Genomic DNA, 26,671 nt, shown 5'->3' on the forward strand with positions numbered 1-26,671 from the left:
CGCCAGTAACGCATCCAGGAAGGAGCCGGACACCATGTCGGCCCGAACACACCGAGGCGAGCTGATGAAGAACCGGATCCGCACCACGATGGCCGTGGCCGCGACCGCCGTACTGTCCCTCTCCGCCGCCGCCTGCTCGTCGGGCGACGGCGGGTCGACCCCGAAGAAGTCCCCCGGGGCGCTGATCTCGGCGGATCGATGCGAGAAGAACAAGGCAGCCGGTGAGATCGTCTACCTGTCCGGGTACCAGTGGCAGGCTTCGGCTTCGATCCTGGAATACGCAGCCGCGGAGAAGCTGGGCTACTTCGACGACCTGTGCCTGAACGTGACCCTGCAGGCGGGCACCGGTGACGTTGCCCAGAACACCAAGCTGCTCGCCGGTGGGCAGGTCACGTTCAGCCCGGTCAGCCAGCAGGACATCCTGACGGCGAACTCGCACTACATCGAGGTGCAGGGCATCTCGTCGTACTCCACCGTCGACCTCGAGATCCTGATGACCATGCCGGACGTCAAGGACCTCAAGCAGCTCGACGACACCACGCTGGGCCAGAAGGGCGCCATGCCGGTCGGCGTGCAGGCCATGCTGATGAAGGCCGGCGCGAAGTACGACACCATCCAGCAGACCGTGGTCGGCTACGACCCGTCGGTGCTGCCCAAGGGTGAGGTCAAGTCGCTGACCGGCTTCATCTCCAACGAGCCGGTGGCGCTCAAGGCCGCCGGTGAGAACGTGACGGTGTGGCGCCCGTCGGACTACCAGGTGCCCGGTTCGCTGGGCTCCATGGCGGTCAACCCCGAGTTCGCCAAGACGAACCCGACCGCGACCGAGGACGTGCTCCGCGCGGCACTGCACGCGTACGCGTACTGCTCGGAGCACGCCGCCGAATGCGTCAAGTTCACGGCGGACCTCGACAAGGCGAACCCGGCGAGCTACGGGTACGACGCGGCGGCGAACGTCGGCATCTGGAACACCGAGACCAAGGTCGTCAAGGACAGTCTCAAGTCCGGTAAGCCGCTCGGCACGATCGACAACGGCAACGTACAGGCGCTGGCGACCATGCTGAACGAGTACACGCAGACCGAGATCACGCCCGAAGAGGCCGAGGCCGAGTTCTCGCCGGAGTTCATCAAGAACATCTACGACGGCGACAAGCTCATCTGGCCAGCCCCGTAAGGGTGCCGGAGAGCTATCCAGAAAGGAGCCGGACACCATGTCGGCAAAAGAGTACGGAGTCTTCCTGCCGATCGGTAACGGCGGCTGGATGCTCTCCGAGACGGCACCGCACCCCGAGGCGACCTACGCCTACAACCGCAAGGTCGCGGTGGACGCCGAAGCCATCGGCCTCGACTTCATCATGTCGATGGCCAAGTGGAAGGGCTTCGGCGGCACCACCGACCACTGGGGGCAGACCCTCGAGTCGATGACGCTGATGTCGGCGCTCGCCGAGGCGACGTCCAAGGTCAAGATCTGGGCGACGATGCACGCCAACGTGCACCACCCCGCGATCGCGGCGAAGATGTTCACCACGCTGCAGGACATCTCCGGTGGCCGGGCGGGCATGAACATCGTCAACGGCGCGTACGCCGCGGAGTTCGAGCAGATGGGACTCTGGGACGCGGGTCTCTCGCACGCCGAGCGCTACCGGATGACCGAGGAGTGGACCCAGGCCGTCACGCGCCTGTGGACCGAGGACAAGGTCACGTTCAAGAGTGACTTCTTCACCCTCGACGAGTGCGAGTCCCGGCCGCACCCGGCCACCACGCCGTCGATCATCAGCGCCGGGCGGTCCGAGTCGGGCCGCCGCTTCCAGGCGAAGTACGCCGACGGTGCGTTCCTCAGCGCCGACAACCTGCAGCAGATGGGCGAGTTCTCGCGGTCGGTGCACGACATGGCCGCCGAGAACGGCCGCACGGTCAAGACGTACTCGATGCTCACCGTCGTGCTCGACGAGAGCGACGAGGCCGCCGCCGCCAAGGCCGCGCGCTACTCCGAGGGTCTCGACAAGGAGGCGCTGTTCAACATGCGTACCTCCTGGGGCATCCCGGCCGACACCGCGCGGGCCTGGGCCGACGGCGCGAAGGGCACCGAGGCGTTCCAGACGCCGTACGTCACCGGTGGCCCGGAGACCGTGATCGAGCACATCCAGCAGATCACGAACGAGGCGGAGCTGGACGGGCTGATGCTGATCTTCCCGGACTACCACGCGGATCTGCTGCCGTTCGGTGAGATCGTGCTGCCCGCACTGCGAGCAGCGGAATGAGTGCCCTGCGCGACCAGCAGCTCGCGACGCTGCCGCCGGGGCCCGCCCTGGTGGTCGTGGACGTGCAGCGCTCGTTCGCCGACCCCGAGATGATCGCCGACTACCAGCCGGACCTGCCCGCCGTCGCCGGTGCGGTCGAGCGGACCGCCGCGCTGGTCGCGGCCGCCCGTGACGCCGGTGTGCCGGTGGTGTGGGTGGAGCTCGGCAGCGAGCCGGACAACCGCTGGCGGGCCAGTCAGTGGCTGCGCAGCGGTGACCCCGCCGCACCGTATGGGCCGGGCGAGCCGTGCGTGCTCGGCACCCCCGGTGCCGAGTGGTACGGCATGGCACCGCAGGACGACGAGCTGCGCGTGGTCAAGCGGGGCTACAGCGGCTTCCTCGGCACGGGTCTCGAGGAGAAACTGCGCGACGCCGGCATCGGCTGGGTCGCGGTCTGCGGCCTGACCACCGAGTGCTGTGTGGCGGCCACGGCCACCGACGCGTTCCAGCTCGAGTTCCCGGTGCTCATCCCGCAGGACGCGGTCGCCGCGTACGACGCGGACGTGAACCACGCCGCCCTGGAATCGCTCGCCCTCAACGTGGCCGTGCTGACCACGTCGGACGAACTCAAGGAACTGTTCTCGGCTGCCAGGACGGAGGTGACGGTATGAGTGGGATGCACATCGCGCTCGACCTCTCCTTCACGCACACCGAGGGCAAATGGGCCCGCGAGGGCTCCTGGGTCGGCCTGGACTTCCCGGACGCCCGGATGTACATCGAGCTGGCCCGCACCGCGGAGCGCGCCGGCATCGACATGCTCTTCTTCGGTGACGGCACCGGCATCCCGGACACGTGGCAGGGCTCGATCGACGCGGCCGTGGAGTGGGGCATCCAGTGGCCCCGCCACGACATGAGCCCGATCATCGCGGCCATGTCCACGGCCACCGAGCACATCGGCTTCGGCCTGACGTACTCCTCGACGTTCATGCACCCGTTCTACGTGGCGCGGCTGCTGAACTCCCTCGACCACGTCACCGGCGGGCGGATCGCGTTCAACGTGGTCGCCTCCACCCGCAGCGCCGACGCCGGCAACTACGGCTTCGACAAGCTGATGGAGCACGGCCTGCGCTACGAGCGCATGGAAGAGTTCATCGACGTCTGCCAGGCGTTGTGGGCGTCGGTCGCCCCGGACGCGATCATCCGGGACCGCGCGACGGGCCGGTTCGCCGACCCGGCCAAGGTGCACGCGATCGACCACCACGGGCAGTTCTTCGACGTGAAGGGGCCGCTGCCGAGCGTACCCAGCCCGCAGGTGTCGCCGGTGCTCGTGCAGGCCGGCAACTCCCCGCGCGGCATCGCGGCCTCCGCCCGGTTCGCCGACCTGATCTTCGGGTTCGGGGGCAGCGTCGCCGGGCAGCAGCGGCACCGCACGATGCTCGACACCGCGCTGAGCGAGCAGGGCCGCGACCCGGCCAAGGTCGGTATCCTCTGGGCCACCCAGATGATCGTGGGGCGGACCAAGGAGGAGGCGCAGGCGCGGCGCGAGGAGGTGCTGAGCTTCTGGAGCGAGGAGGCCGTCGGCGCGTACCTCTCGCACAACGCCGGCATCGACTTCTCCAAGCTGCCGGCCACATTCGCGGTGGGTGAGCTCAAGCGCCAGGCCCTGGAGGCGCAGGCCTCCCCCGGTGGCCTGATCGGCACGCTCATCACCGAGCACGGCGAGGACTACCAGATGAGCCGGACCGAGTTCTTCGAGCACGGCTGGCGCAGCGCGACCGGCATGGACCACACCCTCTGCGGCGACCCGGCCACCCTGGCGGACCACCTGGAGGAGAACTTCGCGGCCACCGGCGCGCGGGGCGGCTACATGCTGTCCAGCCCGCTCGCCATGCCGCACGGCTACAGCGACATCGCGGAACTGCTGGTTCCGGAGCTGCGCCGGCGCGGGGCCCTGGCCCCGAAGTACCCCGGTAGAACTCTGCGCGAGAACCTAGCGCTCTGATGGCTCAACCCGATACTCGGCCGGTTTCCTCGACGGCCGAGCAGACAGTGCTGCTCTGCGCCCTGATCGGGACAGCGCAGATGACCTGGGGGGTGGTCGTCCCCGTGCTGCCGCTCTTCCTGGACCGGTACGGCATAGCCGCCGGGCTGCTCGGCACGGTGGTGACCGCGTTCGGGGTGGGTCGGGTCGTCGCCAACGTCCCGGCCGGGCTCGCCCTGCGCCGGATCGCCGCACGGCCGTACCTCCGCACGGTAATGATCGCATTGGCCGCCGTGACTGCGTGCACCGGGCTGGCACATTCGGCCGGAGCCCTGATCGGGCTGCGGCTGATCGCCGGGGTCCTCGGCGGGGCGGCCGTGACGATCGGCTTCGCGGTGCTGGTGGCGGGCTCGCCGCCGGGGCGCCGCGGTGCCGTCATGGCGACCGCCACGGTGGTGCAGATGAGCGCCGGCGCGATCGGGTCGGTGCTCGGCGGGGCCGTCGTCGGGTTCGCCGGGCCGTCCTGGACGTTCGCGGTCGCGGCGGTGCCGGTGCTGGCGTGCCTGCTCTGGGACGCCGCCCGGCCGGCCACGCAGTACTGGACCACTCCGGCACCGGCAGCGCCGCCGGTCGCCGGGGCACCGAAGGTCTCGCTGTGGCGCGGCACCGGGCGTACGTGGCTGCTGGTGGCGCTCTGCGGGTTGTCGTTCGCGACGTTCTTCGCCCGGTTCGCCGGGGAGCAGGGGCTGGTGCCGGTCATCGCGTACGGCACCGGCGGGCTGACCCCCTTCACCCTGGGCCTGGCCACCGCCGCCGGGACCCTGGTCAGCCTCGCGGCGATGCCGCTGGTCGGCCGCTGGGTGGACGGGGGCGCCCGGGCCAGGCTGCTGGTACCGGGCGGGATCGCCGCCGCCACGGGGCTGTTCCTGCTGCCCCTGATGCACGTCCCGGCCGGTTTCGCGGCGGCGATCGTCGTGTACTCGGTCGGCACCGGGGTCGTCGGGATCCTGCCGGGGGTGATCACCGGGGACGCGTACCCGGCGGAGGCCGCGGGTGGCATCGTCGGTCTCACCCGCACCGCCGGTGATCTCGGCGCCGCGATCGGGCCGGTCTCGGTCTTCGCGGTCGCCGATCTGGCCGGTAACACCGCGGCGTGTGCGGTCCTCGCCGTGCTCGTATTCCTTGCAGTAGGTGGCCTCATCGCGGCCCTGCCCCGGCGGCAGGCGCCTGTCCTGGCGGGAGCAGTTTCATGACGATCAAGGGTCCTGTTGTCACGGGTGCCGGGCGGGGCCGGGACCTCGGCTTCCCCACGGCCAACATCGGCGTCGAGGACGAGGCGTCGATCCCCGCGGACGGCGTCTACCTCGCCTGGTTCGCGCTCGACGGCGGACCGGACCGGGCGGCGCTGCTGTCGGTCGGCACCAACCCGACGTTCGACGGGGACCGGCGCACCGCCGAGGCGTACGTCCTGGACGTCGACGAGGACATGTACGGCCGGCACGCGCAGGTGCGCATCGTCACTCTGATCCGGGGGCAGATCAAGTTCGACTCGATCGATGCCCTGATCACCCAGATGCAGGCCGACGAACGCCGGGGCCGGGAACTGCTCGCGGGGCTCGGCGACGGGGAGCCGCGATGATCACTTCTGTCCTGACACGTCGTAGGCTTGGCGGCATGCTGGAGGATGCCGACCCCACCACGACCGAGAAGGGCTGGCGGCGCTTCGGCCCGGACAGCGTCGAGCGCGGCATGTTGCTGGCGCTCAGCGAGACCTTCGGGACGGAGCTGCGGCCCCGCTCCATCGACCTGGGTGACGGCACCTGGCTCGAGATCGAGGGCGCCGACGACAGCTGCTCGATCCTCATCCAGATCATCGGCAACCAGGGCAAGTTCACCTCGCAGCTGCGCAACAAGGTCATGGCCGACATGTTCAAACTGACCTGGCTGCGCACCGCGCTGTTCCCGGAGAGCCGCATCGTGCTCTGCGTCAGCGAGACCGCCGCACAGGTGTTCACCCCCGCCGGGTGGAGCACCAAGGCGGCCCGCGATCTCGGCATCGAGATCTGGCTCTTCGCCGACGGCAAACTCGTGACCCTGATCTAGCTCAGCCTTCAGCACACATAAGGAACCATCTCTCATGAAGATCGCCATCGTGGTGGGCAACCCCAACCCGAAGTCACGCACCCTGCAGACCGCCGAGGCCGTCGCGGACGCCGTGACCGGCCTGTGGCACGGGATCGAGACCGAGCGGGTCGTCATCGATCTCGCCGACCACGCGGAGAAGCTGTTCGCGTGGGAGGACCCGGAGCTCACGGCGCTGAACGCGGAGGTCGCGGCGAGCGACATCCTGATCGTGGCGTCCCCCACCTACAAGGCCACCTACACCGGCATGCTCAAGGCGTTCCTGGACCGCTACGGCAACAACGGCCTCGCCGGCGTCGTCGCCATCCCGGTGATGACCGGCGCGGCCAGCCTGCACGCCCTCGCCGTGGAGGCCTACCTGCGGCCGCTGCTCGTCGAGCTGGGCGCCAGCGTCCCGACCCGCGGGCTCTACATGACCATGCCGAAGATGGACGAGCTGACCTCGATCGCCGCCGCCTGGGGCGCGGACGCCGCCCCCGCGCTGCGCGCCGCCCTCTCCTCCTCGTTCTCGGAGTCCCGCCATGGCTGAGATCCCTATCCCCAGCCGCGAGTTCCGCAGGGTCCTGGGCGGTTTCGCCTCCGGTGTCACGGTCATCACCGCGATGGTGGACGGCGTCCCGGTCGGCATGACCTGCCAGTCGTTCTTCAGCCTGTCGCTGGACCCGCCGCTGGTCGCGTTCTCGCCGTCGCGGCGCTCCGCGTCCTACCCGCTGATCCGGCAGTCCGGCTCGTTCTGCGTGAACATCCTCGAGGCGTCCCAGCAGGCGCTCTGCGAGCAGTTCTCCCGGACCGGCACGGACAAGTGGAAGGGCGTCAGCTGGACGACCGGCGTGACCGGCAGCCCGCTGCTCGAGGGGGCCCTCGCCTCGATCGACTGCCGCCTCGACCAGGAGCTGGAGACCGGCGACCACTACCTGACCATCGGCCGGGTCGTCGAGCTCGACGCCGTCGAGGGGCGCGAGCCGCTGCTGTTCTTCAACGGCGGTTACGAGCGGCTCTGCGGCACGGCCGCGTAGTCAGTCACCCAGCTCGAACAGGTTGCGCACGGCCTCGGTGAGGCGGGACATGCTCGCCCCCGTCACCATGCCGATGCGCTCCGCACCGATCGACGCCGGCAGCCGCCGCATGCGGTTGATCACCACCACCCCGGTGATCGGGTCCTGCTCCGTGAGGGCCACCGCGTACGGCGGGAGCTCCGTCACGCCGCGCTGGCGCACGATCGGGGCGCAGAACGGCGACGCGTTCGAGCGCTCGTTGTAGCTGTCGGCGGAGAGCACGATCACCCGGTAGCGCAGGTCGGTGCGGCTGCCGATGGTCCAGATCTCGCCGCGGTTCACGCGCCGAGCGTACCGTCGGGGCGATCACCTGACGTCAGCGCCGTCGGACCATTGCGGTCCGGCGGCGCTGTGACGCGTACATGTGCAGGTCGAAGGCTGTTCGAACTTTCTCCGTTGTTAATCCGTAACAATAGACGGACGGCGTGCGACGACGCTCGCGTGGAGGAAGGACGTTCATGACGCAGAAGGCACAGATCGGCGTAACCGGCCTGGCAGTGATGGGCCGCAATCTGGCTCGTAACTTCGCCCGGCACGGCCACACGGTCGCTTTGCACAACCGTAGCTACCACCGCACCAAGGAACTGGTCGAGAACTTCGGCGAGGAGGGCACCTTCCTGCCCGCCGAGACCGCCGAGGACTTCGTGGCGAGCCTCGAGAAGCCCCGCCGCGTGATCATCATGGTCAAGGCCGGCAAGCCCACCGACGACGTCATCGACGAGTTCGCGCCGCTGCTCGAAGAGGGCGACATGCTCATCGACGCGGGCAACGCCCACTTCGCCGACACCCGCCGGCGCGAGGCCGCCCTCAAGGCCAAGGGCCTGCACTTCGTCGGCACCGGCGTCTCCGGCGGTGAGGAGGGCGCGCTGCACGGCCCCTCGATCATGCCCGGCGGCTCGAAGGAGTCCTACAAGGCGCTCGGCCCGCTGCTCGAGGACATCTCCGCCAAGGTCGACGGCGAACCCTGCTGCGTCCACGTCGGCCCCGACGGCGCCGGGCACTTCGTCAAGATGGTGCACAACGGCATCGAGTACGCCGACATGCAGCTCATCGCCGAGGCGTACGACCTGTTGCGCCAGGCGGGTGGCCACTCCCCGGCCGACATCGCCGAGATCTTCACCGGCTGGAACGAGGGCCGGCTCGGCTCCTACCTGATCGAGATCACGGCCGAGGTCCTCAAGCAGGTCGACCCCGACAGCGGCAAGCCGTTCGTGGACATCGTCGTCGACCAGGCCGAGCAGAAGGGCACCGGCCGCTGGACCGTCCAGTCCGCCCTCGACCTGGGCGTCCCCGTCAGCGGCATCGCCGAGGCCGTCTTCGCCCGCGCCCTGTCCGGCGGCGCGGACGTCCGATCGGCAGCCGCCAAGGCCGGTCTCCCCGGGCCGACCGCCTCCACCGTGGGTGGCGACCTGCAGGCCGACGTCGAACAGGCGCTGTTCGCCTCCAAGATCGTGGCGTACGCGCAGGGCTTCCAGCAGATCCAGGCCGCCAGCGCGGAGTACGACTGGGAGATCGACCCGGGCGCCATGGCCAAGATCTGGCGCGCGGGCTGCATCATCCGCGCCAAGTTCCTCGACTTCATCAAGCAGGCGTACGACAAGGACCAGAACCTCGCCACCCTGCTCGTCGACGACTACTTCCTGGACGCCGTCGCCGGTGCCCAGGACGCCTGGCGCCGCGTGGTCGTCACCGCCGCCGAGCAGGGCATCCCCGCCCCCGGCTTCGCGTCGGCCCTCGCCTACTACGACGGCCTGCGAGCCAAGCGCCTCCCCGCCGCCCTGATCCAGGGCCAGCGGGACTTCTTCGGCGCCCACACGTACCACCGCACCGACAAGGAAGGCGCGTTCCACACCCTGTGGGCCGCCGACGGCCGCAAGGAAATCTCCGCCTAGTCCTCTGGGCCGGCCCTCCCGGGCCGGCCCATCACTACGCCGTCACTCCCCCACGCCGAAGTGAGCCCCATGACCACCGATCGCTCCCGCCTGCGCCCCGCCACCTGGCTGGCGATCACCCTCGCCACGGCCTACACCACCCTCGCAGTCGTCATCGGCGTCGCGCAGCTGACCCAGCTCGACGACGGCAGCCTGCTGGGCACCCCGGCGGTCCCCACCTGGGTCCTGGCCCTCAGCGGCATCTGGCTCCTGACCCTGATCGGCACCCTGGCTGCCATCGCCATCTTCAACCGCCAGCTCCGCAAACTGCCCGGCGCCACCATCCGCCACTGGTTCACCCGCGTCTTCGTGGCCACCATCTTCGCAACGCTGCTGCTCCAGGGCATCCTCGGCCTCAACCAGCACGACACCACCATCGTGGTGACAACCCTCCGCACCATCGGCGGCCTGGCCGTCCTCGCCGGAGTTCTACGCGCGCGAGCCCGCACCACACACCTGCTCGCCGCCCCCGCCCCCGAGGCTGCGGTGCCGGCTTAAGCCCTGTCGATCCGGCACGCGGACCGCACCAGCCGGGCGGCCACCCGGGCATCGCTGGTGCTCTCCGCAATCTCCAGAAGGGCGTCACGGGCATGCCGAGCCGCGGCGCCGTCCATCCCGGCGATCGCCTCAGCCGCCCAGCACCGCTCCCCCACCCCAGCCCGCCCATCCCGCACGATCTCCCACATCACCGCAGGCACCTCATGCGCCGTCGCCGTGAAGTACAGCGCAACCTGAGCCTCGATCCACACCCACGGGTGAACGCCGGTCATCGCCTTGAGCTCTTTCACCGCGGCCACCCGATCGTCCGCACTGCCCCGATCGACCAGGGCGCGTGCCGCCCGCACCCGCAGGAACGCACTGATTCGGCGGTCACCAGCCAGCGCCCGCAGCGCCACCAAGGCTGCCGTCTTCCGTTCATCGGAGGCATTCGACAGAGCGATGGCCGCGCTGAGCCGATCACCCGGGTCCGGCAACTGCAGCAGTTGCCGGGTGACCTCCGCACGATGAGGCCCGGGCAGGCTGGCCAAGCGGAGGCCCGCAGATCCCCGCAAATGCCCCGGCAGTTCGTCGTTCGCCAGCAACGCGGCCAAATGCGTTCGCTCAGCCGCTGACTGTGCGCCCACATCGACCAGGGCGACAACGGCCAGCACGCGGTGCACAGCCGCGGCGTCCGGATCGCCGGCGACCGCACGCAGAAGAGTGATGCCCTTGTGCCGCTCCCCCGGAACGGCCCGGCACCACCACCTCGCAACCCTGATCGCCTCTGCCGGAGACATCGGCGCCGCCTGGACCGCTTCCAACGCGACTGCCAGGGCCTCCCGATGGAGGGAGGTGCCGATGATCAGGACCTCAGCCGCATCTTCTCGAAGGCGGGGACTGAGCGTCCGGTCGACGGCAAACGCCCGCAGCCGGTCGCGCGTGACGGCATCGGCGGGATCCGATCTCAACATCGCGGCAGCCAGTGCGAGTTGCTCGGCGGGCGTTCGCCCGTGCCCCCGGAACACGGCAACCGTGGATGCACGCCACGCAGGGTCGAAAGACATCACCGCCTCAGCGAGCGACAGCCTGAACTTCAGCTCGGCACCGGGATCGAGAGAAATCCTCGCCCACGTCGCGACAGCCATCGCCCGCTGCGCCGACCCTCCCGTGCGTAGCAGAGCCCTCAACGCCCGGCACCGACGCGAGGACGTTTCACCGATGTCGTTCAGGACAGCGGCGAGCATCCGGGCCGCCGTCGAAGCGTGCACGGGTCCCGCCGCTTGTAATGTCTCCGCGGCGGCAAGGGGGTCCAATGCCGGACCCTCGTCACCGCTCAGCCGGGCAGCAACCCGCCCTCGGTCCCTGGGCGAACATTCGAGCACCGCCGCGAGTGCCCTGATCCGCTGGTATGGGAGCGCATCGGACCGCTCAACAACATCCCACAGGATCCTCGTGACAGGTGCAGGATCACGCGACGGGATATACCCGGCCGTTTCCGCAGCTTCGATGAGCGACTCGACATCTCGGTCCGATTGTTCGCAGAGGCTGTCATAAATCTCATCGGTCGCTCCCAACTGAGAGATCAAGAGCCCAGCCTGGCGCCGCTCATATGCCCGCGAGGAATCACGCAACACCATGAGCGCATTCGCACGAAGGAGATCGGTCCGGCCGGGCGCTGACCTGACCAGGGGTGCGAGAACGCTTTCGGCGCCCGCCGGATCGACGGTATCGTCGGCGACGGCAACGATCAGATCGCCTGGCAACTCAGGGCTGCTACGGACAAGTTCGCTTAGGCGCTCGATGGCGTTCGCCCTGTCGCTCGCCTCCAGGGTTGGGTCCGCTGCCATCCCGAGTATCAGGTCGATCATGGAACGACGATCAGTACCTTTTCGTGCGCACATGATCGCGGCGTTGACCCGGCTGCCTACGGGCGCCGTTTCATCGCTGGCCAGAGTGGTAGCGATGCCTATCCCTGATTCCGGGGTCCCGGCAATTTCCTCTGCCAGACGTTCTGCGGCATCGACTCTGCCCCAATCCGTCGAGGTTCGTTCTGACGCCAAGGCACGCAGACTTTGATGGATCAGGTTCCGGTCGGCAACACGCTCTCCGAGAAGCATGGCGACCAACCATGCTCGGCGGATCGGGTGCACATTCCCGTCGGCCATGGCACGGATCGCCGATACCAGCATGCCGTGCTGATGCCGCGGATCCATCAGCAAAGAACGCCAGACAACAGGGGATAGCTGGACGTACCAGCTCGGTGTGAGCATTTTGTCATAATCGATCACGACGACGGATCGGAATTGACTGTCAGTCTCCAGACGTAACTGCACGAGCATGTTTTCTTCGTCCGCAGTCAGTAAAAAGACGGATACCATGGCGGCCGCGATATCAGCCACTCGATCCAGGCACTGAGGAGCGTTGACGCTCAACGCTCTTAGCAGACGAACTCGCTGGCCGACCTCGACAAATCCGTTCCGGGCCCACTCCAAAAGATGATCGGTCAACCTGGATGCGGAATCACTGTCCAGAATTTTGAGAAGTGCACAGACATCGATCAAATCAGAAAACTCTGCCGGATCCGAGACCACGGCAGTCAACGCGACCTCGGCCTCGACACTGTGTTCGTAACTCCCCTGAGCCAGCACCACGACAGCGATGGACCACGCCCGCGACCCCGGCTCGGCCTCATCGCGTATCCGTGTCAGGGACGAAGCCAACACCGATTTCTCATCATCGGTCAGCTCGGCGGCCTGGGTGACCAAATCTGTCGCCTCCGCGAGCCTCAGCCCGGGTTCGAGCACGATCCGAGCCATCTCTTCCACCGCAGACGCGGCGGATTGCCCACCCAGCTTGCGCAGCTCTGCGATAGCACCGAGGCGACCATCGAGGTAAACGGCCGGGCTTCGGGCCAGATGCTGCAACCGCTCGACACCCACCACACGGTCCACGTCCGACAGCTGAGCGAGCGAGGCCGCCGCAGAAACCCGCGTGTAGTGGTTACCAGCGTTTGCTGCCAAGACACGGAGACAACGGGACGCCAACCCGCGGCCCCGCGCGTCAAGGCCGGCCAGAATTTCTGCCAATCCGATGACGTCGTAATCATTGACGGTCTCGTCCGCGAGCGCGGACTCCAGCACGGCTACCACCGTCCGGCGATGGTCGGGGCTTCCCTCGGCAAGAGCTTCGGCCGCGGGCCTGATCTCACCCGCCCGAATGTGGTGATCCGCGACTACCGTCAGGAGGACGTCAAGCGCGGGTTGACGATACTCCTCACCGCATTCGAGCATTCCCAACGCCAGGGTGGTCCGGTCCGACGGCGTCGCCGCCGGGTCGGTGATCAGGCCGCCGAGCGTCGCAACAACCTCCGGCGTGCGCTCCGGCGCGACATCGGCGAGAGCACAGGCGGCATCGGCCTGTGCCTGGGCTCCATGGCCCGGGCCGAGGAGTTCTACGAGTCGCGCCGTCATGAGTTGGCGGCCGGCGGGATCACGGTGGGCACGCAGGCGGCACAGCTCGACCTGGATCGGTTCCGGCCACGATCGGTCGAGCGCCATCTGCTCGATCCAGCGGGAAACACGCGGGGCGTCGGGGAAGCGGCGCAGCAGATCCCACGGCGCCATCTCCGGCCAGTGACGGACCAGGTGTTCCACAATTGTCAGGCATTGACGAAGCTGGTCGTCGGTTGCATCGCTGCCCTCGGCCACCAGCCGGGTAGCCAGAGTGTTCGCACCCGCGACGCCGTTGAGGAGTCCGTCGAGGAGCGGGCCCGCTGGGTTCTCGCGGGTCCATCGGGTCAGCACCGCGAGGCCCACGGAGTAGTTCTCCGACGTTGCCCGGTGCAACCAGCGCCGCCAGGCCGGGTGCGAGATGTCGAAACGGTCCCCTAGCGCGGCGGCGTGCACGCGGGCGGCAAGGTGCTCGGCGAAAGTCAGGTGGATGAAGTCGAGGTCACCGCCCCGGGGTGTGACCAGACCGGTAGTGGTGAGCGCGCCGGCAACTGCGGTGTCCCAGCCGAGCGGGAGAAGCCCCGCGCCGGGGATTGCATGGTCGGCCAGCCAGAGCCGCGCCGCCTCACGCAGCGACGTACGCCGGATGACTCGTTCCACGGCCAGGTGCGCGACCAACTCCTCCAGCCTGCCGTAGAGATCCACGGCGGCAGGGACCGTCCGGACCAGTTTCGCGTACTCCTCAGCCCTGCGGTCCTGGTTGAACCGGTACACATAGCGCAGGTACTGCTCATAGAGGTCGTGCCGGTTCCGCGGCAGGGCGTCGCCGTCGTGAAAGACCTGGATGGCTATCCGGGCGAGCAGCGGGATGGCAACCACGTCGAGCAGCCCTGAGGCTGCCGCCTCGGAGCGGAACCGTACCGCCCGCTCGTGCGGGTTGACGACCCCCTCGGCCGTGAACCAGAGCCGGGCGAACCTCTCCAGCATCTGCCGGTCGAACGGAACCAGCGTGTAGTGGCCGACCTCCCCGGTGCCGAGCAGTGCCGCCGCGCCGCCGGTCAGCGGACGACTGGTCAGCACGAGGCGATAGCGCGGGTCGGCCGCCGCCGTCCAGCTGGCGAGTTCGCGGATAAGCGTCGTGCGTTCACCGTCGGGCACCTCGTCGAGGCCGTCCACCACGATCAGCCAGGGCACTCCCTCCGGCGCGGAGTCCAGCAGGGCTGGGGTGACCGGCCGTCCCTGGAGCCGTCCCAGGTCCGCCATCACGGCCTGCGACAGAGCTTGCGTCCAGGCCAGACCGACGGTTCCGGCAAGTGCCCGGGCTGTCACGAGCAGCGGAAGCACCGGCGATCCACTGAGGTCGCGAGCTTGCGCCTCGGCTCGGGTCCAGCCTCGTGCGAGTCGCAGGACCAGTTGACGCGCCGTGGTGGACTTGCCGGAGCCGGGCCCGCCTTCGAGGAAGAGGTGGCGGTTGTCGTCGAGGGTGCCTTCGAGACGGCGGCGAACCGGGATCACGCGGGGGTGCTGGTCCGGGGGCAGGAACGGCTCGCGGTCGTCGCGGCGGCGGTCGGGGGACGGCTCGCTGCGGGGCGCCTCGATCCGCTGCCGGACATAGGTGAAGGACATCCCGAGGTGCCGCTCGCGCGTCATCAGCTGGTTCTCGAAGTCTGCGGAGGTCGCCGTGGCGGCGAGCAGGTCGAGGATGTCCTGATCCAGCCTTCGGCGCCCCCAGGCGGTTTCGCAGATCGGAACCCGCGGCGCCTTGGCCAGGCTACGGCGTACGGTCACCCACAACGCCACGAGCGCTACGTAGACGCCCGCGACGCTGGCGAGCTGGTCGGCGTTCTCGAGCCGCCCCGACCCGACCATGACTGCCGCGAGTACAACAAGGATGGCAAAGAGTCCCAGAGCCCCGGCTGTGGTCACCGGTTCATGATGCCAACGCTGCCCGCTGGGCCGTACCCCTCGTTGTCGGACTTATATCGACGTCCGGTGGCTTACTTCCGGCTGCGGAAGTAGTCGTAGGGTGCGACCGAGACTCCCTCGCTGACGGCGCGGGGGTCGTCGTCCGTCGCGTCGGGGTCGAGGTCGCCGGCCCACATCGAGCCCGTGGAGAAGATCGCGAAGCCCGGTTCGAAGCGGTGACCGATGTCGGTCGGCTCGCCGGCGTGCCCGCGGGCTGTCAGGTCGGCGACCACGTCGGCGAGGAAGCGGTCGGTGAGCTGGATGCCGTCGAAGAAGACCTGGTCGCCGCCGTGGGAGAGCTCCACGAGCTCCACCGTGTCGTCGGCGTGGTAGGTCAGGACCAGGAGCGGGTCGGTCTCGTAGACCGCGCGCGGCGAACGGCCGGGGTGGATCGGGGGGCCGGTGCGGGACTCCACGACGGTGCGGCTGTCGCCGATCTTCGCCAGGGCGACGCCGATGCCGGGCAGGATCTCCATCGCGCGATCCTAGTGTCCTGAGTCAATGGTTGCTTGTCGGTGCGGTCCGGGTGGATCGCCCTTTCCCTTGGTAACGACGCCCGCCAACACCACCCATTGACCGCGACCGAGTTGCCGCGGTCCATGCCGCGAGGCTGAATGTTGCGCTGGACACCGGGATGCGCGAATTTTCTGCGGTGTTGCTCCTCAAATGCGGCCAATCATGTCTGACAGAAGAACATGTGCTTTCCGGCCAGACGCGATTGGCCCACGCTTGACACCCGACGCCGCAGAAAGTTGCGGGATAGCCAGGGCAGAACCTAGGGCAGGAACAGGTTCATCAGGTCGTCGACGTCCTGGCTGACCGGGGTTGTCCAGGCGTAGTGGGCCTTGTGGATGCGCAGGGAGACGATGCCGTGCAGGGAGACCCAGACACGTTCGTGGAGGCGGGCGGCCTGGGACGGGGTGACGCCGAGTTGGGCTTGCACTGCGGCGACGCCGGTTCTGGTGAGGGTCTCGGTGGCCGGTGCGATGCCGAGGCGGTCGGCGCTCTCGAAGAGGAGTTGGTAGAGGCCGGGGTTCGACAGGCCCCATTGGACGTACGCGTGGGCCGCCGCTCGGAGGCCGTCGGCTGCTTGCATCGCCCCTTCGAGGGCAGTGAAGCCGCCTTCGAGGACGGCGGCGATGAGAGCGTCGACCGAGTCAAAGTGGGAGTAGATGGCCGGGGCGGTCACGCCGCAGGCGCGGGCGACGGCGCGCAGGGACGGCACGGCGAGGGCGTGGTGCTCGGTCAGCATGGCGGTGGCCGCTTCGATGAGCCGGGTACGCAGGTCTCCGTCGGTCTTCACAGGAGCAATTTAACACCTGTATAGTCGGCTCAGTATTAAACACCTGTTTAGGAGATCACCATGAATGTTCAGGGGACAACTGTGCTGGTCACAGGCGCGAGTGGCGGGATCGGGGCGGAGTTTGCCCGGCGGTTCGCGCGGCGGGGTGCCGCGCGGGTCGTGCTGGTCGCCCGCAGCCAGGACAAGCTCGAAGCGCTGGCCGCCGAGCTGGGCGGGACGACCGAGGCGATTCCGATCGTGGCGGATCTGGGCGTGGCGGGCGGGGCGCAGCGGCTCGCCGAGCAGGTGCGGGCGCGGGGGCTGCGGATCGACACGCTGGTCAACAATGCCGGGTCCGGGAGTTACGGCGACTTCGCGGGGCTGGCGCCCGAGCGGATCGGCGCGGAGATGCAGCTCAACGTCGTGTCGCTGGTCGAGCTGACCCGGTTGTTCCTGCCGGAGCTGGTCGAGTCGGGGCGGGGTGCGGTGGTGAACATCGCGAGCATCACGGCGTACCTTCCGATGTCGGGTATGGCTGTCTACGGGGCGACGAAGGCGTTCGTGCTCAGCTTCACCGAGGCCATCTGGCACGAGCTGCGCAAAACCGGGGTGACCGTGCTCGCCGTCTCCCCCGGGCCGACCACAAGCGACTTCCACCGCGTCGCCGACGCTCCGGAGAGCGGCAACTTCGAGACCCCGCAGCAGGTGGTGGACACCGCGTTCCGCGCGCTCGAGGGTTCCCGCCGGCCGCCGAGCGTGGTCTCCGGCCGCACCACCCGCTTCCAGAGCCGGGTCATCGGCCTAGTCCCCCGCCGCACCCGCATCACCCTCGGCGCCCGCGCAATGGCCTCATGACACCTACCGCCGGTAGCTGTGGACCGCCGACCGCTGCACGACCTTCAGGCCGCGGATGCCGCCCTGATCGCTCATCCGGCCGCTGAGCAGCAACGCTTTGAGCTCCCACGAGCCGCTCTCCCGCGCTGTGCGGCCGAACATCGCGCCGGGGCAGGTGCTGGTCCGGCCGGCCGGGTCGGGGTAGCAGGGGGTCACGTACCACTCCGCGCCCGTCGCGCGGATCAGCACGACCAGCGTCTGATCGTCCGACGCCTGCCTCGACAACCGGACCGCGGGCTGGAGCCCGACGCGTACGCCTGCCGGGGCCAGCACCCGCAGCGGGCCGTCCGGTGCGGACGCGGACGGCGACGGCGTCGCGGCGGGCAGGGAGGGCACCGTCACGGGTGGCTCAGCGGCCCGCGACTGCCAGTAGTGCCCCGCCAGCAGGATGGCGAAGACCGAGGCGCCCGCCACCGTCGCCGCCACGCCGCGGCGCCGGGCCGGAACCGTTCTGCGATGTCTCAAGAAGGGAGAACTCCTGTCACCGTGCCGCGCGGCACGCCTCCCTGGGCAACGGATCGATCATGGACGCGGTGACGCGTGCGGGGCGGGGCAGAATGGGGCGGGTGACAACGCTGGATGCCCTCGACGAGGTGCTGCGCTCGGCCGTCGAGGTCCGGGTGACGGACAACTTCGATGGCGAGGAGGTGGTCAGGACCCGCGATCGCGAGGTTCTGCGTACGCTGCGCGAGGCTCTTGCCGTGGGGTCCTTCACCGACTTCGTGTGCATGTGCCACGGCGAGTTCAGGCTGGGGTTCTCGGACGCCGGCGGACGCTCGATCGCCCACGTCGCCCTGCACGACGGGACCTCGCTGGACTGGCAGGGCTGGGGCGGGCAGGCAACGCTCGCCGACCGGACGCTGATCGAACGCTGGCTGGCCGCGCAGGGCGCCGACGGGCCGGCGCGGCGGCAACGGGCGGCCGAGGAGAGCCGGCGCGCACTCGACGATTGGCGGGCCGCGGCGCCCCCCGCTCTGCACGGGACCCACGGCTCGCTGGCCGAGCGGCTGACCGCGGCCTACCCGGACCCGGTCGAGCGCGCCGCGGTGGTCCTCGCATGGCACGGCTCCGGCACCGGGAGATGCACCGATTTCCCCGCTCATGAGGCCACGCCGGAGCCGATTCTGGCCGCCATGCCGGTCGCTCATCTGATCCGGGCGCTGCAGGCTCATCCCGGTGACGCCCGGATGCACTCGGGGGCGGTGCGGCACCTGTGCGGCTTCAAGACCAGGCCGAATCAGACCCGCGACATAGGCAAACTGCCGAGGGAGGTACGGCAACGGCTGCTCGCGTCGGCGCGAGCTTCGGGTGACGAGGACAAGCGCGATCGGGCCGAACGGATGCTCGGCGCGAGACGCTAGCGCGGCCGGCAGCGGGCGGCGGCGCGCGGCGTCCGCGGCCGGCTTGTCGCGGGGCAGAATGAGGGAATGACTGACGTTCGGGGGACGTTCCGGGAGTTGCACGTGGCGGGGACGTTTGTGCTGCCCAACGCGTGGGATGCAGGGTCGGCGCGGTTGCTGGAGAGCCTCGGGTTCGCGGCGGTGGCGACCACGTCGTCGGGGCTGGCCGCGAGCCTCGGCAAGCGGGATCAGCAGGTGATGCGGGACGAGCTCATTGCACACGTTGCCGCGCTCACGGCCGCGGTCTCGGTGCCCGTCAGCGTCGACGCGGAGCGGTGCTTCGACGACGTCGCCGAGACGGTGCGGCTGCTCGCCGGCGCGGGCGCCGCCGGGTTGTCGATCGAGGACTACGACCCTGTCTCCGGCGAGATCGATCCGGTCGAGGTGGCAGCGGAGCGGGTTGCTGCCGCGGCGGGCAGCGGTCTCGTGCTGACCGCCCGCGCGGAGAACCACCTGTACGGTCACGGCGATCTTGACGACACGATCGACCGGCTGCGGGCTTACCGAGAGGCCGGCGCCGATGTCGTGTACGCCCCCGGCCTGCGCGATCCCGCCGACATCGCCCGCGTCGTGGCGGCAACCGACGCAGCGGTCAACGTTCTCGCGGTGCCGGGTGCGCCGCCCGTGCCCGAGCTCGCGGAACTCGGCGTGCGGCGGGTCTCCACCGGCGGGGCGCTGGCCTGGGCGGCGTACGGTGCGCTTCGTGATGCCGCCCTTGAACTGCTCGAAAGCGGCACCACGACGTTCCGGAACCGCGCACTGACCGCTCAGGAGGTGGAGAGCGCCTTCGGGGCGCGCTGAGCGTTCTCGACCATGAGGGCGGCCATGTCGCCCGGGGGCAGCGGCTTGGCCATGTAGTAGCCCTGGCCGAGCCGGTAGCCCATCGCGCGGAGCCGTTCCATCTGCGCCTGCGTCTCGATGCCCTCGGCGACCGCGTAGAGGTTGAGGTATTCCGCGAGCTGCGCCACCGCGGCCGCGACCGCCAGCCGGCCGCGGTCCTCGCCGTCGCAGATGCCGTCGACGAAGGACTTGTCGAGCTTCAGGACGTCGACCGGGAAGGCGCGCAGCAGGCTGAGACTCGACGCTCCGGTGCCGAAGTCGTCGAGGGCGAGGCGTACGCCCATGTCGTGCAACGCCTGCAGGGTGTCGCGGTGCCGCCCGTCGACGACCGAGGACTCCGTCACCTCGATGACCAGGTTCACGGGGAGCAGCCCGTTCTCGGCGAGGACGGCGGCGACCTCGTCGACAAAACTGGTCTCGCGCAGCTGCCGCGCGGCCACGTTGACGTTGATCGAGCGGATCGCGAGATCGCCGTACTGCGCGTGCCAGGCGGCGAGTTGCATGCAGGCCTCGCGCAACACCCAGGAGCCGAGCGGGACGATCAGCCCGGAGCGTTCGGCGACCGGGATGAAGTCGCCGGGTGAGACGAAGCCGCGGGTCGGGTGGTGCCAGCGGACCAGGGCCTCCGCGCCCGACATCCGGCCCGTGGTGATGTCGAAGACCGGCTGGTACGCGAGGTACAGCTCGTGGCGGATGAGGGCGTTGTGCAGTTCGCTGCCGAGCCGGGCGTGGTTGACGACGTCCTGGCGCATCCGGGGCTCGAAGCGGGTCCAGGACGCTTTTCCGGAGGCCTTCGCGGCGTACATCGCGATGTCGGCGTTGCGCAGCACCTCGTCGGCGCTGTCGCCGGGGCCGGCCAGGGCGACGCCGATGCTGGCGTTGGCGAGCAGCTGGTGCTCGCCGACCATGAACGGCACGGCGAGGGCGGCGAGGATCGTGGCGGCGGCCGCTTCGGCGGGGGCCGGGTCGTCGCCGTCGAGCAGGACCGCGAACTCGTCGCCGCCGAGGCGGGCGGGCAGGTGGGTGACCGCGCTGTGGTGGCGCAGCCGCTGGGCGACCTCGTAGAGCAGCTGGTCGCCGACCGCGTGACCCATGGTGTCGTTGACCATCTTGAAGTCGTCGATGTCGACGAGCAGCACGGCCGCCGGGTGGTGGGCGTCGAGGCGTTCGGCCAGGGCGGTGCCGAACCGGGAGCGGTTCGCCAGCCCGGTGAGCGGGTCGTGCAGCGCGGTGTGGGTCAGCTCGGCCTGCTGGCGGCGGATCCCGGCGAGGAGCTGGTCGTTGGCGCGCAGCCCGAGCAGCTGGCGGGCCACGACGAACGCGGCGATCAGCACCGCGCCGATAATGACGATCCGCTGGTCCCAGCCGAGCTGGCGGGCGGAGACGAAGATGACCAGGGCCGCGGTGGCTACGACCGCCAGCTGCGGGAGCGCGTTGTAGAGGCGGCCCCCGCGGGTTGCCGCGGCGGCGGGCCGGGGACGGACGATGAGCAGGTGCTGACGGTACGCGCCCACGCACATCGACAGCCCCACGATCGGCCCGGCCAGCACCGACATCCACAGCCGTCCCGTCTCACCGCCCGCGATCAGCAGGACGGCCACCCCGATGGCGGCCAGCGGGGTGATCGCCAAAATGCGCAGGGCCACCGGGTCGACCACGCTGGCGGGGCTCATGGCGGCCCGTCCGATCACCACGAGGGCGATCAGGCCGCCGACCCCGACGAGCGCGGCGCCGTGCTGGGTGACGTCGTCGGTGGCCGGCCCGGCGAGGTCGAGGACGACGTACCAGAAGATCAGGCCGCCGGCGACCGCCACGGTCAGGTGGTCGAGGGTGACCTGCGCCCAGGCCAGCGCCGACCGGTGCTCGCGGGGCAGCAGCATGAACGACAGGACGAAGAAGACCACGCCGAGGAACTGCGGCGCGGCGACGAACGGTGACAGGCCGGGGTCGTTGTTGGCGATCGCGAAGCTGACGGCGGCACCGATGCCGACACAGAGCGCCGAACGGGACACCATCCGCCAGAAGCCCCGGACCGGGCGCGCCACCACGATCATCGTGCCGATCTTCCAGCACGCGAAGAACCCCGCGGCCAGGGCGACGGGGCCACCGGCGTACCCGATACGCATCGGCCCCGGGGCACCCATCAGCAGCCACACCAGCACCCCCGCCACCGCGAGCACCGCCGTCAGCAGCGGCAACACCCCTGGACGGGGTTGCTCCGGTGCCCGGCGGCGGTGTGCCCGCGTGGCTGGTGCGGTCATGGGGCGTACAGCTCCGTCCGTCTCGGTCCTGGCTAATACCAGTCGGCCGAAACGTCACAAAGCTGAGCGAACCGTCACCCCTTGAGCGCCGCGCTGACCACCGCCTTCGCTTCCTCCTGGATCCGGGCGAGCGCTTCCGGGCCCTTGAACGACTCGGCGTAGATCTTGTAGACGTCCTCGGTGCCGGACGGGCGGGCGGCGAACCAGCCCGATTCCGTGGTCACCTTCAGACCGCCGATCGAGGCGCCGTTACCCGGGGCGGTGGTGAGCACGGCGGTGATCGGCTCACCGTCGAGCTCCTTGGCGCTGACCGCGGACGGGGACAGCTTGCCGAGCACGGCCTTCTCGTCGGGGGTCGCGGGGGCGTCGATCCGGGCGTACGCCGGGGAGCCGAACTTCTCCGTCAGGTCCCCGTAGTGCTGGCTGGGGGTCCGTCCCGTGGTCGCGAGGATCTCGGAGGCGAGCAGGTCGAGCAGGATGCCGTCCTTGTCGGTGCTCCACGGGCTGCCGTCGCGGCGCAGGAACGAGCCGCCGGCGCTCTCCTCGCCACCGAAGCCGACCGAGCCGTCGAGCAGGCCCGGCACGAACCACTTGAAGCCCACCGGCACCTCGTCGAGGCGGCGGCCCAGGTCGGCGGCCACGCGGTCGATCATCGACGAGGAGACGAGGGTCTTGCCGATCGCTGCGCTTGCCGGCCAGTCGGTGCGTACGCGGAAGAGATAGTCGATCGCGACGGCCAGATAGTGGTTGGGGTTCATCAGCCCGGCGTCGGGGGTCACGATGCCGTGCCGGTCCGCGTCGGCGTCGTTGCCGGTGGCGAGCTGGAACCGGTCCTTCTGCGCGATCAGGCTGGCCATCGCGTACGGCGACGAGCAGTCCATCCGGATCTTGCCGTCCCAGTCCAGCGTCATGAACCCGAACGTGGGATCGACGTCCGGGTTGACCACGGTCAGGTCGAGGCCGTAGCGGGAGCCGATCTCGCCCCAGTACGCCACCGAGGCCCCACCCAGCGGGTCGGCGCCGATCCGGACACCCGCCGCGCGGATGGCCTCCATGTCGATGACCGAGCCCAGGTCGTCGACGTAGCCTGCGAGGAAGTCGTACCCCGTGACCAGGTCCGACCTGCGGGCGCGGTCCGCGCTCACCCGGCGTACCTCCTTGAGGCCGCCCGCGATGATCTGGTTGGCGCGGTCCTGGACCCACTTGGTGGCGTCGGTGTCCGCCGGGCCGCCGTTCGGCGGGTTGTACTTGAAGCCGCCGTCGTCGGGCGGGTTGTGCGAGGGCGTGACGACCACGCCGTCGGCGAGCCCCGAGGTGCGGCCCTTGTTGTAGGTCAGGATCGCGTGCGACACGGCGGGGGTCGGGGTGTAGCCGTCCCGGCTGTCGATCAGCACCTTCACGTCGTTCGCGGCGAAGACCTCCAGCGCGGAGATCGTCGCCGGCTCGCTGAGCGCGTGCGTGTCGCGGCCGATGAACAGCGGGCCGTCGGTGCCCTGGGCCTTGCGGTACTCCACGATCGCCTGGCTGGTCGCGAGGATGTGGTCCTCGTTGAACGCGGTGCGCAGGCTGGAGCCGCGGTGCCCGGAGGTGCCGAAGGCGACCCGCTGCGCGGTGACCGAGGGGTCGGGATGCCCGGTGTAGTAGCTGAGGACGACCCGGGGAACGTCGATAAGGTCGCGGGGCTCGGCGGGAGTGCCGGCGCGTGGGTTCACGGACATCGAGGTCCTCCTGGAGGGTGCGTGGAACTGCCCGGGATCGTATCCTCGCCCGTACCCGTGCACCGCGATCGGTAAGCCGCCACGCACGGATTGAACCTTTACCGGGGAAGATCCGAACTACCTGCTGTGACACGCGTCCGTGCGGCTTGGAGCCGTTTTTCGGTGCTGGTGGTGCTCGCGCTCGCCGCGCTGGTGCTGCCGGCTGCCCCCGCAAGCGCGCATGCCGCCCTGCTCAACGCCGTTCCGGAGCCGGGGAGCGTCGTCGGCACGGCACCCGCCGAGATCGTGGTGCGGTTCAGCGAGTCGATCTCCGTGGTCGAGGGCCGCACCCAGGTGCTCGCCCCGGACGGCAAGCGGATCACCGGTGAGGTCACCGCGCAGGGCCCACTGCTGCGGATCAAGGTCCGGCACGCCGGGCAGCCGCTCGGGACGTATCTCGTCAGCTATCGGATCATCTCCGCCGACAGCCACCCGGTCGGCGGGGCCATGACGTTCTCCGTGGGCGCGCCGTCCGCCCGGCCGGCCGAGGCCGACCCTGCCAAGATCCATCCGTCGGTCGCGGTCGCGGTCCCCGCCGGCAAATTCCTCGGGTACGCGGGCCTGTCGCTGATCATCGGCCCCGCGCTGCTCCTCGCGCTCCTGTGGCCCCGGCGGCTGTCCCGGCGCGGCCCGATCCTGCTCGCGCGTGCCGGGCTCGTCCTGACCGGCGTCGCGACCCTCGGCGGGCTCTGGACCCAGGCACCGGCGGCCAGCGGTGCGCCGCTGTGGGACGTGTCCGTGCCCGAGCTCGCCGACGTGCTGGGCAGCGCTTACGGGTTGACGCTGCTCGCTCGTCTCGCCGTGCTCGCCGTGGTCGCGGTCCTGATACCGCCGGTGCTGCGTGGGGACTCCGCCCGGTGGCGTTCGCTCGCCCTGGTGGTGCTGGGGCTGGGCGGGCTCGCCACGTGGCCGCTGACCGGGCACGCCGGGGAGTCACCGCTGCCCGGGGTGATCGTCGCCGCGGACGTCGTACACATGGCGGCCATGGGGGTCTGGCTCGGCGGGCTGGTGACGCTGTCGGTGTTCCTGCTGCGTCAGGCGCACCCGCGGGTGCTGGGGCGGATCCTGCCGGCGTGGTCGCGGTGGGCAGCGCTGTCCGTGGTCTGGCTGGTGGGCGCGGGCGTGGTGCAGGCGGTCGTGCAGGTCGGGTCGGTGGGCGCGCTGTGGTCCACGGCGTACGGGAAGCTTCTGCTCGGCAAGGTCGTGATCCTGGCCGTTGTCCTGGGGGTGGCCGCCCTGGCCCGGCGCTTCGTGCAGCGCTCCGAGGTCGTCACGGCCGGCCCGGGCAGGCTGCGGCGTTCGGTCGGCATCGAGGTCGCCGCAACCGTCGTGGTCCTCGGGCTCAGCTCGGTGCTGGTGCAGACCACGCCCGGGCGCAGCGTCACCGCCGACAGCGCGCGGACCACCGAGAAGGGTGTGTCGGCGACCCTGACCTCCGGCCTGTTCACCCTGCAGTACTACGTCTACCCGGTCGAGCTCGGCGAGAACAACACCGTGCACGGCTTCACCTACACCCCGGAGGGCAAGCCGCTGGTCGCCGAGGAGTGGACCGTCACCACCCGGCTGCGTGACCAGGACCTCGAACCCGTCTCCGAGCCGATGCTGCCGCTGCCCCCGCGTAACGACGCGGTCGGCGCCCTGACGTTCCCGCTGCCCGGAACGTACGACATCACGTTCACCGTGCGGACCACCGACATCGATCAGGCGACCGTCCGTACGACGATCACGGTCCCGCAGGTTCCATCACGCCCCTGACTGGGCAGGAAGAGGGCTTCCTCATACCGGGAGGCCCCCAGTGCACGTCTCTGTCATCGGCAACCCGGACGACTCGGTGGTCGTCGCCCTGCGCGGCAACCTCGACCTCGGCAACGCCACCGTCCTCGACACCACCCTCGCCCAGATCCTCGACCGGCCGGTCCCCCGCGTCGTGGTGGACCTGTCCGGCGTCGACTTCTGCGACTCCACCGGGCTCAGCTCGCTCATCGTCGCCCACAAACGGGCCGAGGCCGCCGGCGGCTGGTTCCGGCTCGCCTCCCCCGGCAGCTGGCTGCGGGCGCTGCTCGACACGGTGGGCCTCGGTATCGCGTTCACGATCTACCCCACGGTGGCCGACGCGCTCGCCGGGTAGGGTCTCCGCGTGCCGATCCTGCTACCACCCACCAAGGTCTTCGCGTGCTGATCCTGCTGCCACCCTCCAAGGTCTTCGCGTGCTGATCCTGCTGCCACCCTCCGAGGGCAAGACCGCTCCCGCCGCCGGGGAACCCGCCGACCACACCGGCCTCTGGCTGCCGAAACTCGCCACCGCCCGCAAGCGGGTGCTCACCCGGCTCGTCGCGCTCAGTAAGCGAACCAGTGCGCGGGCGGTCGCCGAGTCCCTCGCCACGCTCGGGCTCAGCGACGGGCAGCGCGGCGAGCTGGAACGCAACGCGGTGCTGCTCACGGCACCCGCCGCTCCGGCCGCTCAGGTCTACTCCGGGGTGCTGTACGAGGCCCTCGACCACGCCACGCTGCCCGACGACGCGCGGGGGTGGGTCGACGAGCGGGCCGTCGTGTTCTCGGGGCTGTGGGGTGTTGTGCGGCTGACCGACCGGATCCCCGCGTACCGGTGCTCCGCCGGGGTCGCGCTGCCGGTGATCGGGGGGCTGACGCCGTACTGGAAGAACAGCCTGACCCGCGCCCTGCCGCAGGACGACCTGGTTCTTGACCTGCGCAGCGGCGCATATGCCGCGATGTGGACACCGGGCCCGTCATCGCTGGCGCTGCGGGTGCTGCACGAGCGGATCGTCGACGGCGTGCCGAAACGATCGGTGGTCAGCCACTTCAACAAGGCCACCAAGGGGCGGATGGTACGCGCTCTGGCGGAGGCCGGCGTCACTCCGCGTACGGTCGACGAGCTGATTGTCGCCCTGCGTGACCTCAAGTGGACGGTCGAGGAGCGGCCGGTCGCGGCCGGCCGCCCCCGTCAGGCTGACGTCATCGTGCGCGAGCTCTAGATTC

Annotated in this window: 24 protein-coding genes; 17 read left to right on the forward strand and 7 right to left on the reverse strand. The window is 69.8% G+C overall.

Annotation, left to right across the window (positions count from 1 at the left end; genetic code table 11):
• Positions 1–34 precede the first annotated feature (34 nt).
• The 9 genes from Ahu01nite_RS06900 to Ahu01nite_RS06940 are packed head-to-tail and all read left to right on the forward strand — an operon-like array spanning position 35 to position 7,376.
• Positions 35–1,171, forward strand: coding sequence for an ABC transporter substrate-binding protein (locus Ahu01nite_RS06900; protein ID WP_239158679.1), 1,137 nt, complete (start codon positions 35–37; stop codon positions 1,169–1,171).
• Positions 1,172–1,208: 37 nt separating this feature from the next.
• Positions 1,209–2,258 carry an LLM class flavin-dependent oxidoreductase gene (locus Ahu01nite_RS06905; RefSeq protein WP_203835563.1) on the forward strand — a complete coding sequence of 350 codons (1,050 nt, stop codon included), beginning with the start codon at positions 1,209–1,211 and terminating at the stop codon, positions 2,256–2,258.
• On the forward strand, positions 2,255–2,908 hold the full coding sequence (locus Ahu01nite_RS06910) for a cysteine hydrolase family protein (protein ID WP_239158680.1): 654 nt from the start codon (positions 2,255–2,257) through the stop codon (positions 2,906–2,908). The genes Ahu01nite_RS06905 and Ahu01nite_RS06910 overlap by 4 nt, the downstream gene beginning before the upstream one ends.
• Positions 2,905–4,239 carry an NtaA/DmoA family FMN-dependent monooxygenase gene (locus Ahu01nite_RS06915; RefSeq protein WP_203835564.1) on the forward strand — a complete coding sequence of 445 codons (1,335 nt, stop codon included), beginning with the start codon at positions 2,905–2,907 and terminating at the stop codon, positions 4,237–4,239. The genes Ahu01nite_RS06910 and Ahu01nite_RS06915 overlap by 4 nt, the downstream gene beginning before the upstream one ends.
• Positions 4,239–5,471: an MFS transporter gene (locus tag Ahu01nite_RS06920; RefSeq protein ID WP_203835565.1), complete on the forward strand. Its 1,233-nt coding sequence runs from the start codon at positions 4,239–4,241 to the stop codon at positions 5,469–5,471. The genes Ahu01nite_RS06915 and Ahu01nite_RS06920 overlap by 1 nt, the downstream gene beginning before the upstream one ends.
• Complete coding sequence (locus Ahu01nite_RS06925) at positions 5,468–5,857, forward strand: riboflavin kinase (RefSeq protein WP_203835566.1); 390 nt, start codon at positions 5,468–5,470, stop codon at positions 5,855–5,857. Before Ahu01nite_RS06920 ends, Ahu01nite_RS06925 begins: the two co-directional genes overlap by 4 nt.
• Before the next feature lie 35 nt (positions 5,858–5,892).
• A complete protein-coding gene (locus tag Ahu01nite_RS06930) occupies positions 5,893–6,321 on the forward strand; it encodes a hypothetical protein (protein ID WP_203835567.1) in 429 nt (142 codons plus the stop codon).
• Positions 6,322–6,355: 34 nt separating this feature from the next.
• On the forward strand, positions 6,356–6,889 hold the full coding sequence (locus tag Ahu01nite_RS06935) for an NADPH-dependent FMN reductase (RefSeq protein WP_203835568.1): 534 nt from the start codon (positions 6,356–6,358) through the stop codon (positions 6,887–6,889).
• A complete protein-coding gene (locus tag Ahu01nite_RS06940) occupies positions 6,882–7,376 on the forward strand; it encodes a flavin reductase family protein (protein ID WP_203835569.1) in 495 nt (164 codons plus the stop codon). Before Ahu01nite_RS06935 ends, Ahu01nite_RS06940 begins: the two co-directional genes overlap by 8 nt.
• Here Ahu01nite_RS06940 and Ahu01nite_RS06945 read toward each other — a convergent pair whose 3' ends face one another.
• A complete protein-coding gene (locus tag Ahu01nite_RS06945; RefSeq protein WP_203835570.1) occupies positions 7,377–7,697 on the reverse strand; it encodes a type II toxin-antitoxin system PemK/MazF family toxin in 321 nt (106 codons plus the stop codon).
• A gap of 176 nt (positions 7,698–7,873) precedes the next feature.
• Here Ahu01nite_RS06945 and gnd point away from each other — a divergent pair, with 176 nt between their 5' ends.
• The gene (gene gnd, locus Ahu01nite_RS06950; protein ID WP_203835571.1) at positions 7,874–9,307 is read left to right on the forward strand and encodes an NADP-dependent phosphogluconate dehydrogenase; all 1,434 of its coding nucleotides are present in this window, start codon (positions 7,874–7,876) and stop codon (positions 9,305–9,307) included.
• A gap of 69 nt (positions 9,308–9,376) precedes the next feature.
• Positions 9,377–9,844 carry a hypothetical protein gene (locus tag Ahu01nite_RS06955; RefSeq protein WP_203835572.1) on the forward strand — a complete coding sequence of 156 codons (468 nt, stop codon included), beginning with the start codon at positions 9,377–9,379 and terminating at the stop codon, positions 9,842–9,844.
• Here the strand turns inward: Ahu01nite_RS06955 and Ahu01nite_RS06960 are convergent.
• The 3 genes from Ahu01nite_RS06960 to Ahu01nite_RS06970 all read right to left on the reverse strand — a co-directional run bounded on the left by Ahu01nite_RS06960 (position 9,841) and on the right by Ahu01nite_RS06970 (position 16,543).
• Positions 9,841–15,201, reverse strand: coding sequence for an NACHT domain-containing protein (locus tag Ahu01nite_RS06960; RefSeq protein WP_203835573.1), 5,361 nt, complete (start codon positions 15,199–15,201; stop codon positions 9,841–9,843). The two genes, Ahu01nite_RS06955 and Ahu01nite_RS06960, sit on opposite strands and share 4 nt — an antisense overlap.
• A gap of 71 nt (positions 15,202–15,272) precedes the next feature.
• Entirely contained in the window at positions 15,273–15,716 is a 444-nt protein-coding gene (locus Ahu01nite_RS06965; RefSeq protein WP_203835574.1) for a hypothetical protein, read from the reverse strand.
• Between the two features lie 299 nt (positions 15,717–16,015).
• Positions 16,016–16,543 (reverse strand): TetR/AcrR family transcriptional regulator, encoded by a 528-nt coding sequence (locus Ahu01nite_RS06970; protein ID WP_203835575.1) that lies wholly within the window; start codon positions 16,541–16,543, stop codon positions 16,016–16,018.
• 60 nt (positions 16,544–16,603) lie between these two features.
• Here Ahu01nite_RS06970 and Ahu01nite_RS06975 point away from each other — a divergent pair, with 60 nt between their 5' ends.
• Positions 16,604–17,377, forward strand: a complete 774-nt coding sequence (locus tag Ahu01nite_RS06975; RefSeq protein WP_203835576.1) for an SDR family NAD(P)-dependent oxidoreductase — start codon at positions 16,604–16,606, stop codon at positions 17,375–17,377.
• Between the two features lie 3 nt (positions 17,378–17,380).
• On the opposite strand, the gene Ahu01nite_RS06980 is transcribed toward Ahu01nite_RS06975, so the two are convergent.
• Positions 17,381–17,881: a hypothetical protein gene (locus Ahu01nite_RS06980; protein ID WP_203835577.1), complete on the reverse strand. Its 501-nt coding sequence runs from the start codon at positions 17,879–17,881 to the stop codon at positions 17,381–17,383.
• A 101-nt stretch (positions 17,882–17,982) separates the two neighbouring features.
• On the opposite strand from Ahu01nite_RS06980, the gene Ahu01nite_RS06985 reads away from it, so the two are divergent.
• Both Ahu01nite_RS06985 and Ahu01nite_RS06990 read left to right on the forward strand, forming a co-directional pair.
• Entirely contained in the window at positions 17,983–18,777 is a 795-nt protein-coding gene (locus Ahu01nite_RS06985; protein WP_203835578.1) for a hypothetical protein, read from the forward strand.
• A 66-nt stretch (positions 18,778–18,843) separates the two neighbouring features.
• Positions 18,844–19,617, forward strand: a complete 774-nt coding sequence (locus tag Ahu01nite_RS06990; RefSeq protein ID WP_203835579.1) for an isocitrate lyase/PEP mutase family protein — start codon at positions 18,844–18,846, stop codon at positions 19,615–19,617.
• Here Ahu01nite_RS06990 and Ahu01nite_RS06995 read toward each other — a convergent pair.
• Together Ahu01nite_RS06995 and pgm are read right to left on the reverse strand one after the other, a co-directional pair.
• Positions 19,584–21,917 carry a putative bifunctional diguanylate cyclase/phosphodiesterase gene (locus tag Ahu01nite_RS06995; protein WP_203835580.1) on the reverse strand — a complete coding sequence of 778 codons (2,334 nt, stop codon included), beginning with the start codon at positions 21,915–21,917 and terminating at the stop codon, positions 19,584–19,586. The genes Ahu01nite_RS06990 and Ahu01nite_RS06995 overlap by 34 nt on opposite strands.
• 74 nt (positions 21,918–21,991) lie before the next feature.
• Positions 21,992–23,635, reverse strand: coding sequence for a phosphoglucomutase (alpha-D-glucose-1,6-bisphosphate-dependent) (pgm, locus tag Ahu01nite_RS07000; RefSeq protein ID WP_203835581.1), 1,644 nt, complete (start codon positions 23,633–23,635; stop codon positions 21,992–21,994).
• Between the two features lie 126 nt (positions 23,636–23,761).
• Here pgm and Ahu01nite_RS07005 point away from each other — a divergent pair, with 126 nt between their 5' ends.
• The 3 genes from Ahu01nite_RS07005 to Ahu01nite_RS07015 all read left to right on the forward strand — a co-directional run bounded on the left by Ahu01nite_RS07005 (position 23,762) and on the right by Ahu01nite_RS07015 (position 26,667).
• Positions 23,762–25,429 carry a copper resistance CopC/CopD family protein gene (locus tag Ahu01nite_RS07005; RefSeq protein ID WP_239158681.1) on the forward strand — a complete coding sequence of 556 codons (1,668 nt, stop codon included), beginning with the start codon at positions 23,762–23,764 and terminating at the stop codon, positions 25,427–25,429.
• A gap of 40 nt (positions 25,430–25,469) precedes the next feature.
• Positions 25,470–25,802 carry an STAS domain-containing protein gene (locus Ahu01nite_RS07010; protein ID WP_203835582.1) on the forward strand — a complete coding sequence of 111 codons (333 nt, stop codon included), beginning with the start codon at positions 25,470–25,472 and terminating at the stop codon, positions 25,800–25,802.
• Positions 25,803–25,881: 79 nt separating this feature from the next.
• Positions 25,882–26,667 carry a YaaA family protein gene (locus Ahu01nite_RS07015; RefSeq protein ID WP_203835583.1) on the forward strand — a complete coding sequence of 262 codons (786 nt, stop codon included), beginning with the start codon at positions 25,882–25,884 and terminating at the stop codon, positions 26,665–26,667.
• Positions 26,668–26,671 lie beyond the last annotated feature (4 nt).

The sequence above is a fragment of the Winogradskya humida genome (assembly GCF_016862215.1).
Taxonomy (GTDB): Bacteria; Actinomycetota; Actinomycetes; order Mycobacteriales; family Micromonosporaceae; genus Actinoplanes; species Actinoplanes humidus.

Coding starts and splice junctions, on each gene's coding strand:
- Ahu01nite_RS06900 (WP_239158679.1), top strand. CDS start 35: ATGTCGGCCCGAACACACCGAGGCGAGCTGATGAAGAACCGGATCCGC.
- Ahu01nite_RS06905 (WP_203835563.1), top strand. CDS start 1,209: ATGTCGGCAAAAGAGTACGGAGTCTTCCTGCCGATCGGTAACGGCGGC.
- Ahu01nite_RS06910 (WP_239158680.1), top strand. CDS start 2,255: ATGAGTGCCCTGCGCGACCAGCAGCTCGCGACGCTGCCGCCGGGGCCC.
- Ahu01nite_RS06915 (WP_203835564.1), top strand. CDS start 2,905: ATGAGTGGGATGCACATCGCGCTCGACCTCTCCTTCACGCACACCGAG.
- Ahu01nite_RS06920 (WP_203835565.1), top strand. CDS start 4,239: ATGGCTCAACCCGATACTCGGCCGGTTTCCTCGACGGCCGAGCAGACA.
- Ahu01nite_RS06925 (WP_203835566.1), top strand. CDS start 5,468: ATGACGATCAAGGGTCCTGTTGTCACGGGTGCCGGGCGGGGCCGGGAC.
- Ahu01nite_RS06930 (WP_203835567.1), top strand. CDS start 5,893: ATGCTGGAGGATGCCGACCCCACCACGACCGAGAAGGGCTGGCGGCGC.
- Ahu01nite_RS06935 (WP_203835568.1), top strand. CDS start 6,356: ATGAAGATCGCCATCGTGGTGGGCAACCCCAACCCGAAGTCACGCACC.
- Ahu01nite_RS06940 (WP_203835569.1), top strand. CDS start 6,882: ATGGCTGAGATCCCTATCCCCAGCCGCGAGTTCCGCAGGGTCCTGGGC.
- gnd (WP_203835571.1), top strand. CDS start 7,874: ATGACGCAGAAGGCACAGATCGGCGTAACCGGCCTGGCAGTGATGGGC.
- Ahu01nite_RS06955 (WP_203835572.1), top strand. CDS start 9,377: ATGACCACCGATCGCTCCCGCCTGCGCCCCGCCACCTGGCTGGCGATC.
- Ahu01nite_RS06965 (WP_203835574.1), bottom strand. CDS start 15,716: ATGGAGATCCTGCCCGGCATCGGCGTCGCCCTGGCGAAGATCGGCGAC.
- Ahu01nite_RS06975 (WP_203835576.1), top strand. CDS start 16,604: ATGAATGTTCAGGGGACAACTGTGCTGGTCACAGGCGCGAGTGGCGGG.
- Ahu01nite_RS06990 (WP_203835579.1), top strand. CDS start 18,844: ATGACTGACGTTCGGGGGACGTTCCGGGAGTTGCACGTGGCGGGGACG.
- Ahu01nite_RS06995 (WP_203835580.1), bottom strand. CDS start 21,917: ATGACCGCACCAGCCACGCGGGCACACCGCCGCCGGGCACCGGAGCAA.
- pgm (WP_203835581.1), bottom strand. CDS start 23,635: ATGTCCGTGAACCCACGCGCCGGCACTCCCGCCGAGCCCCGCGACCTT.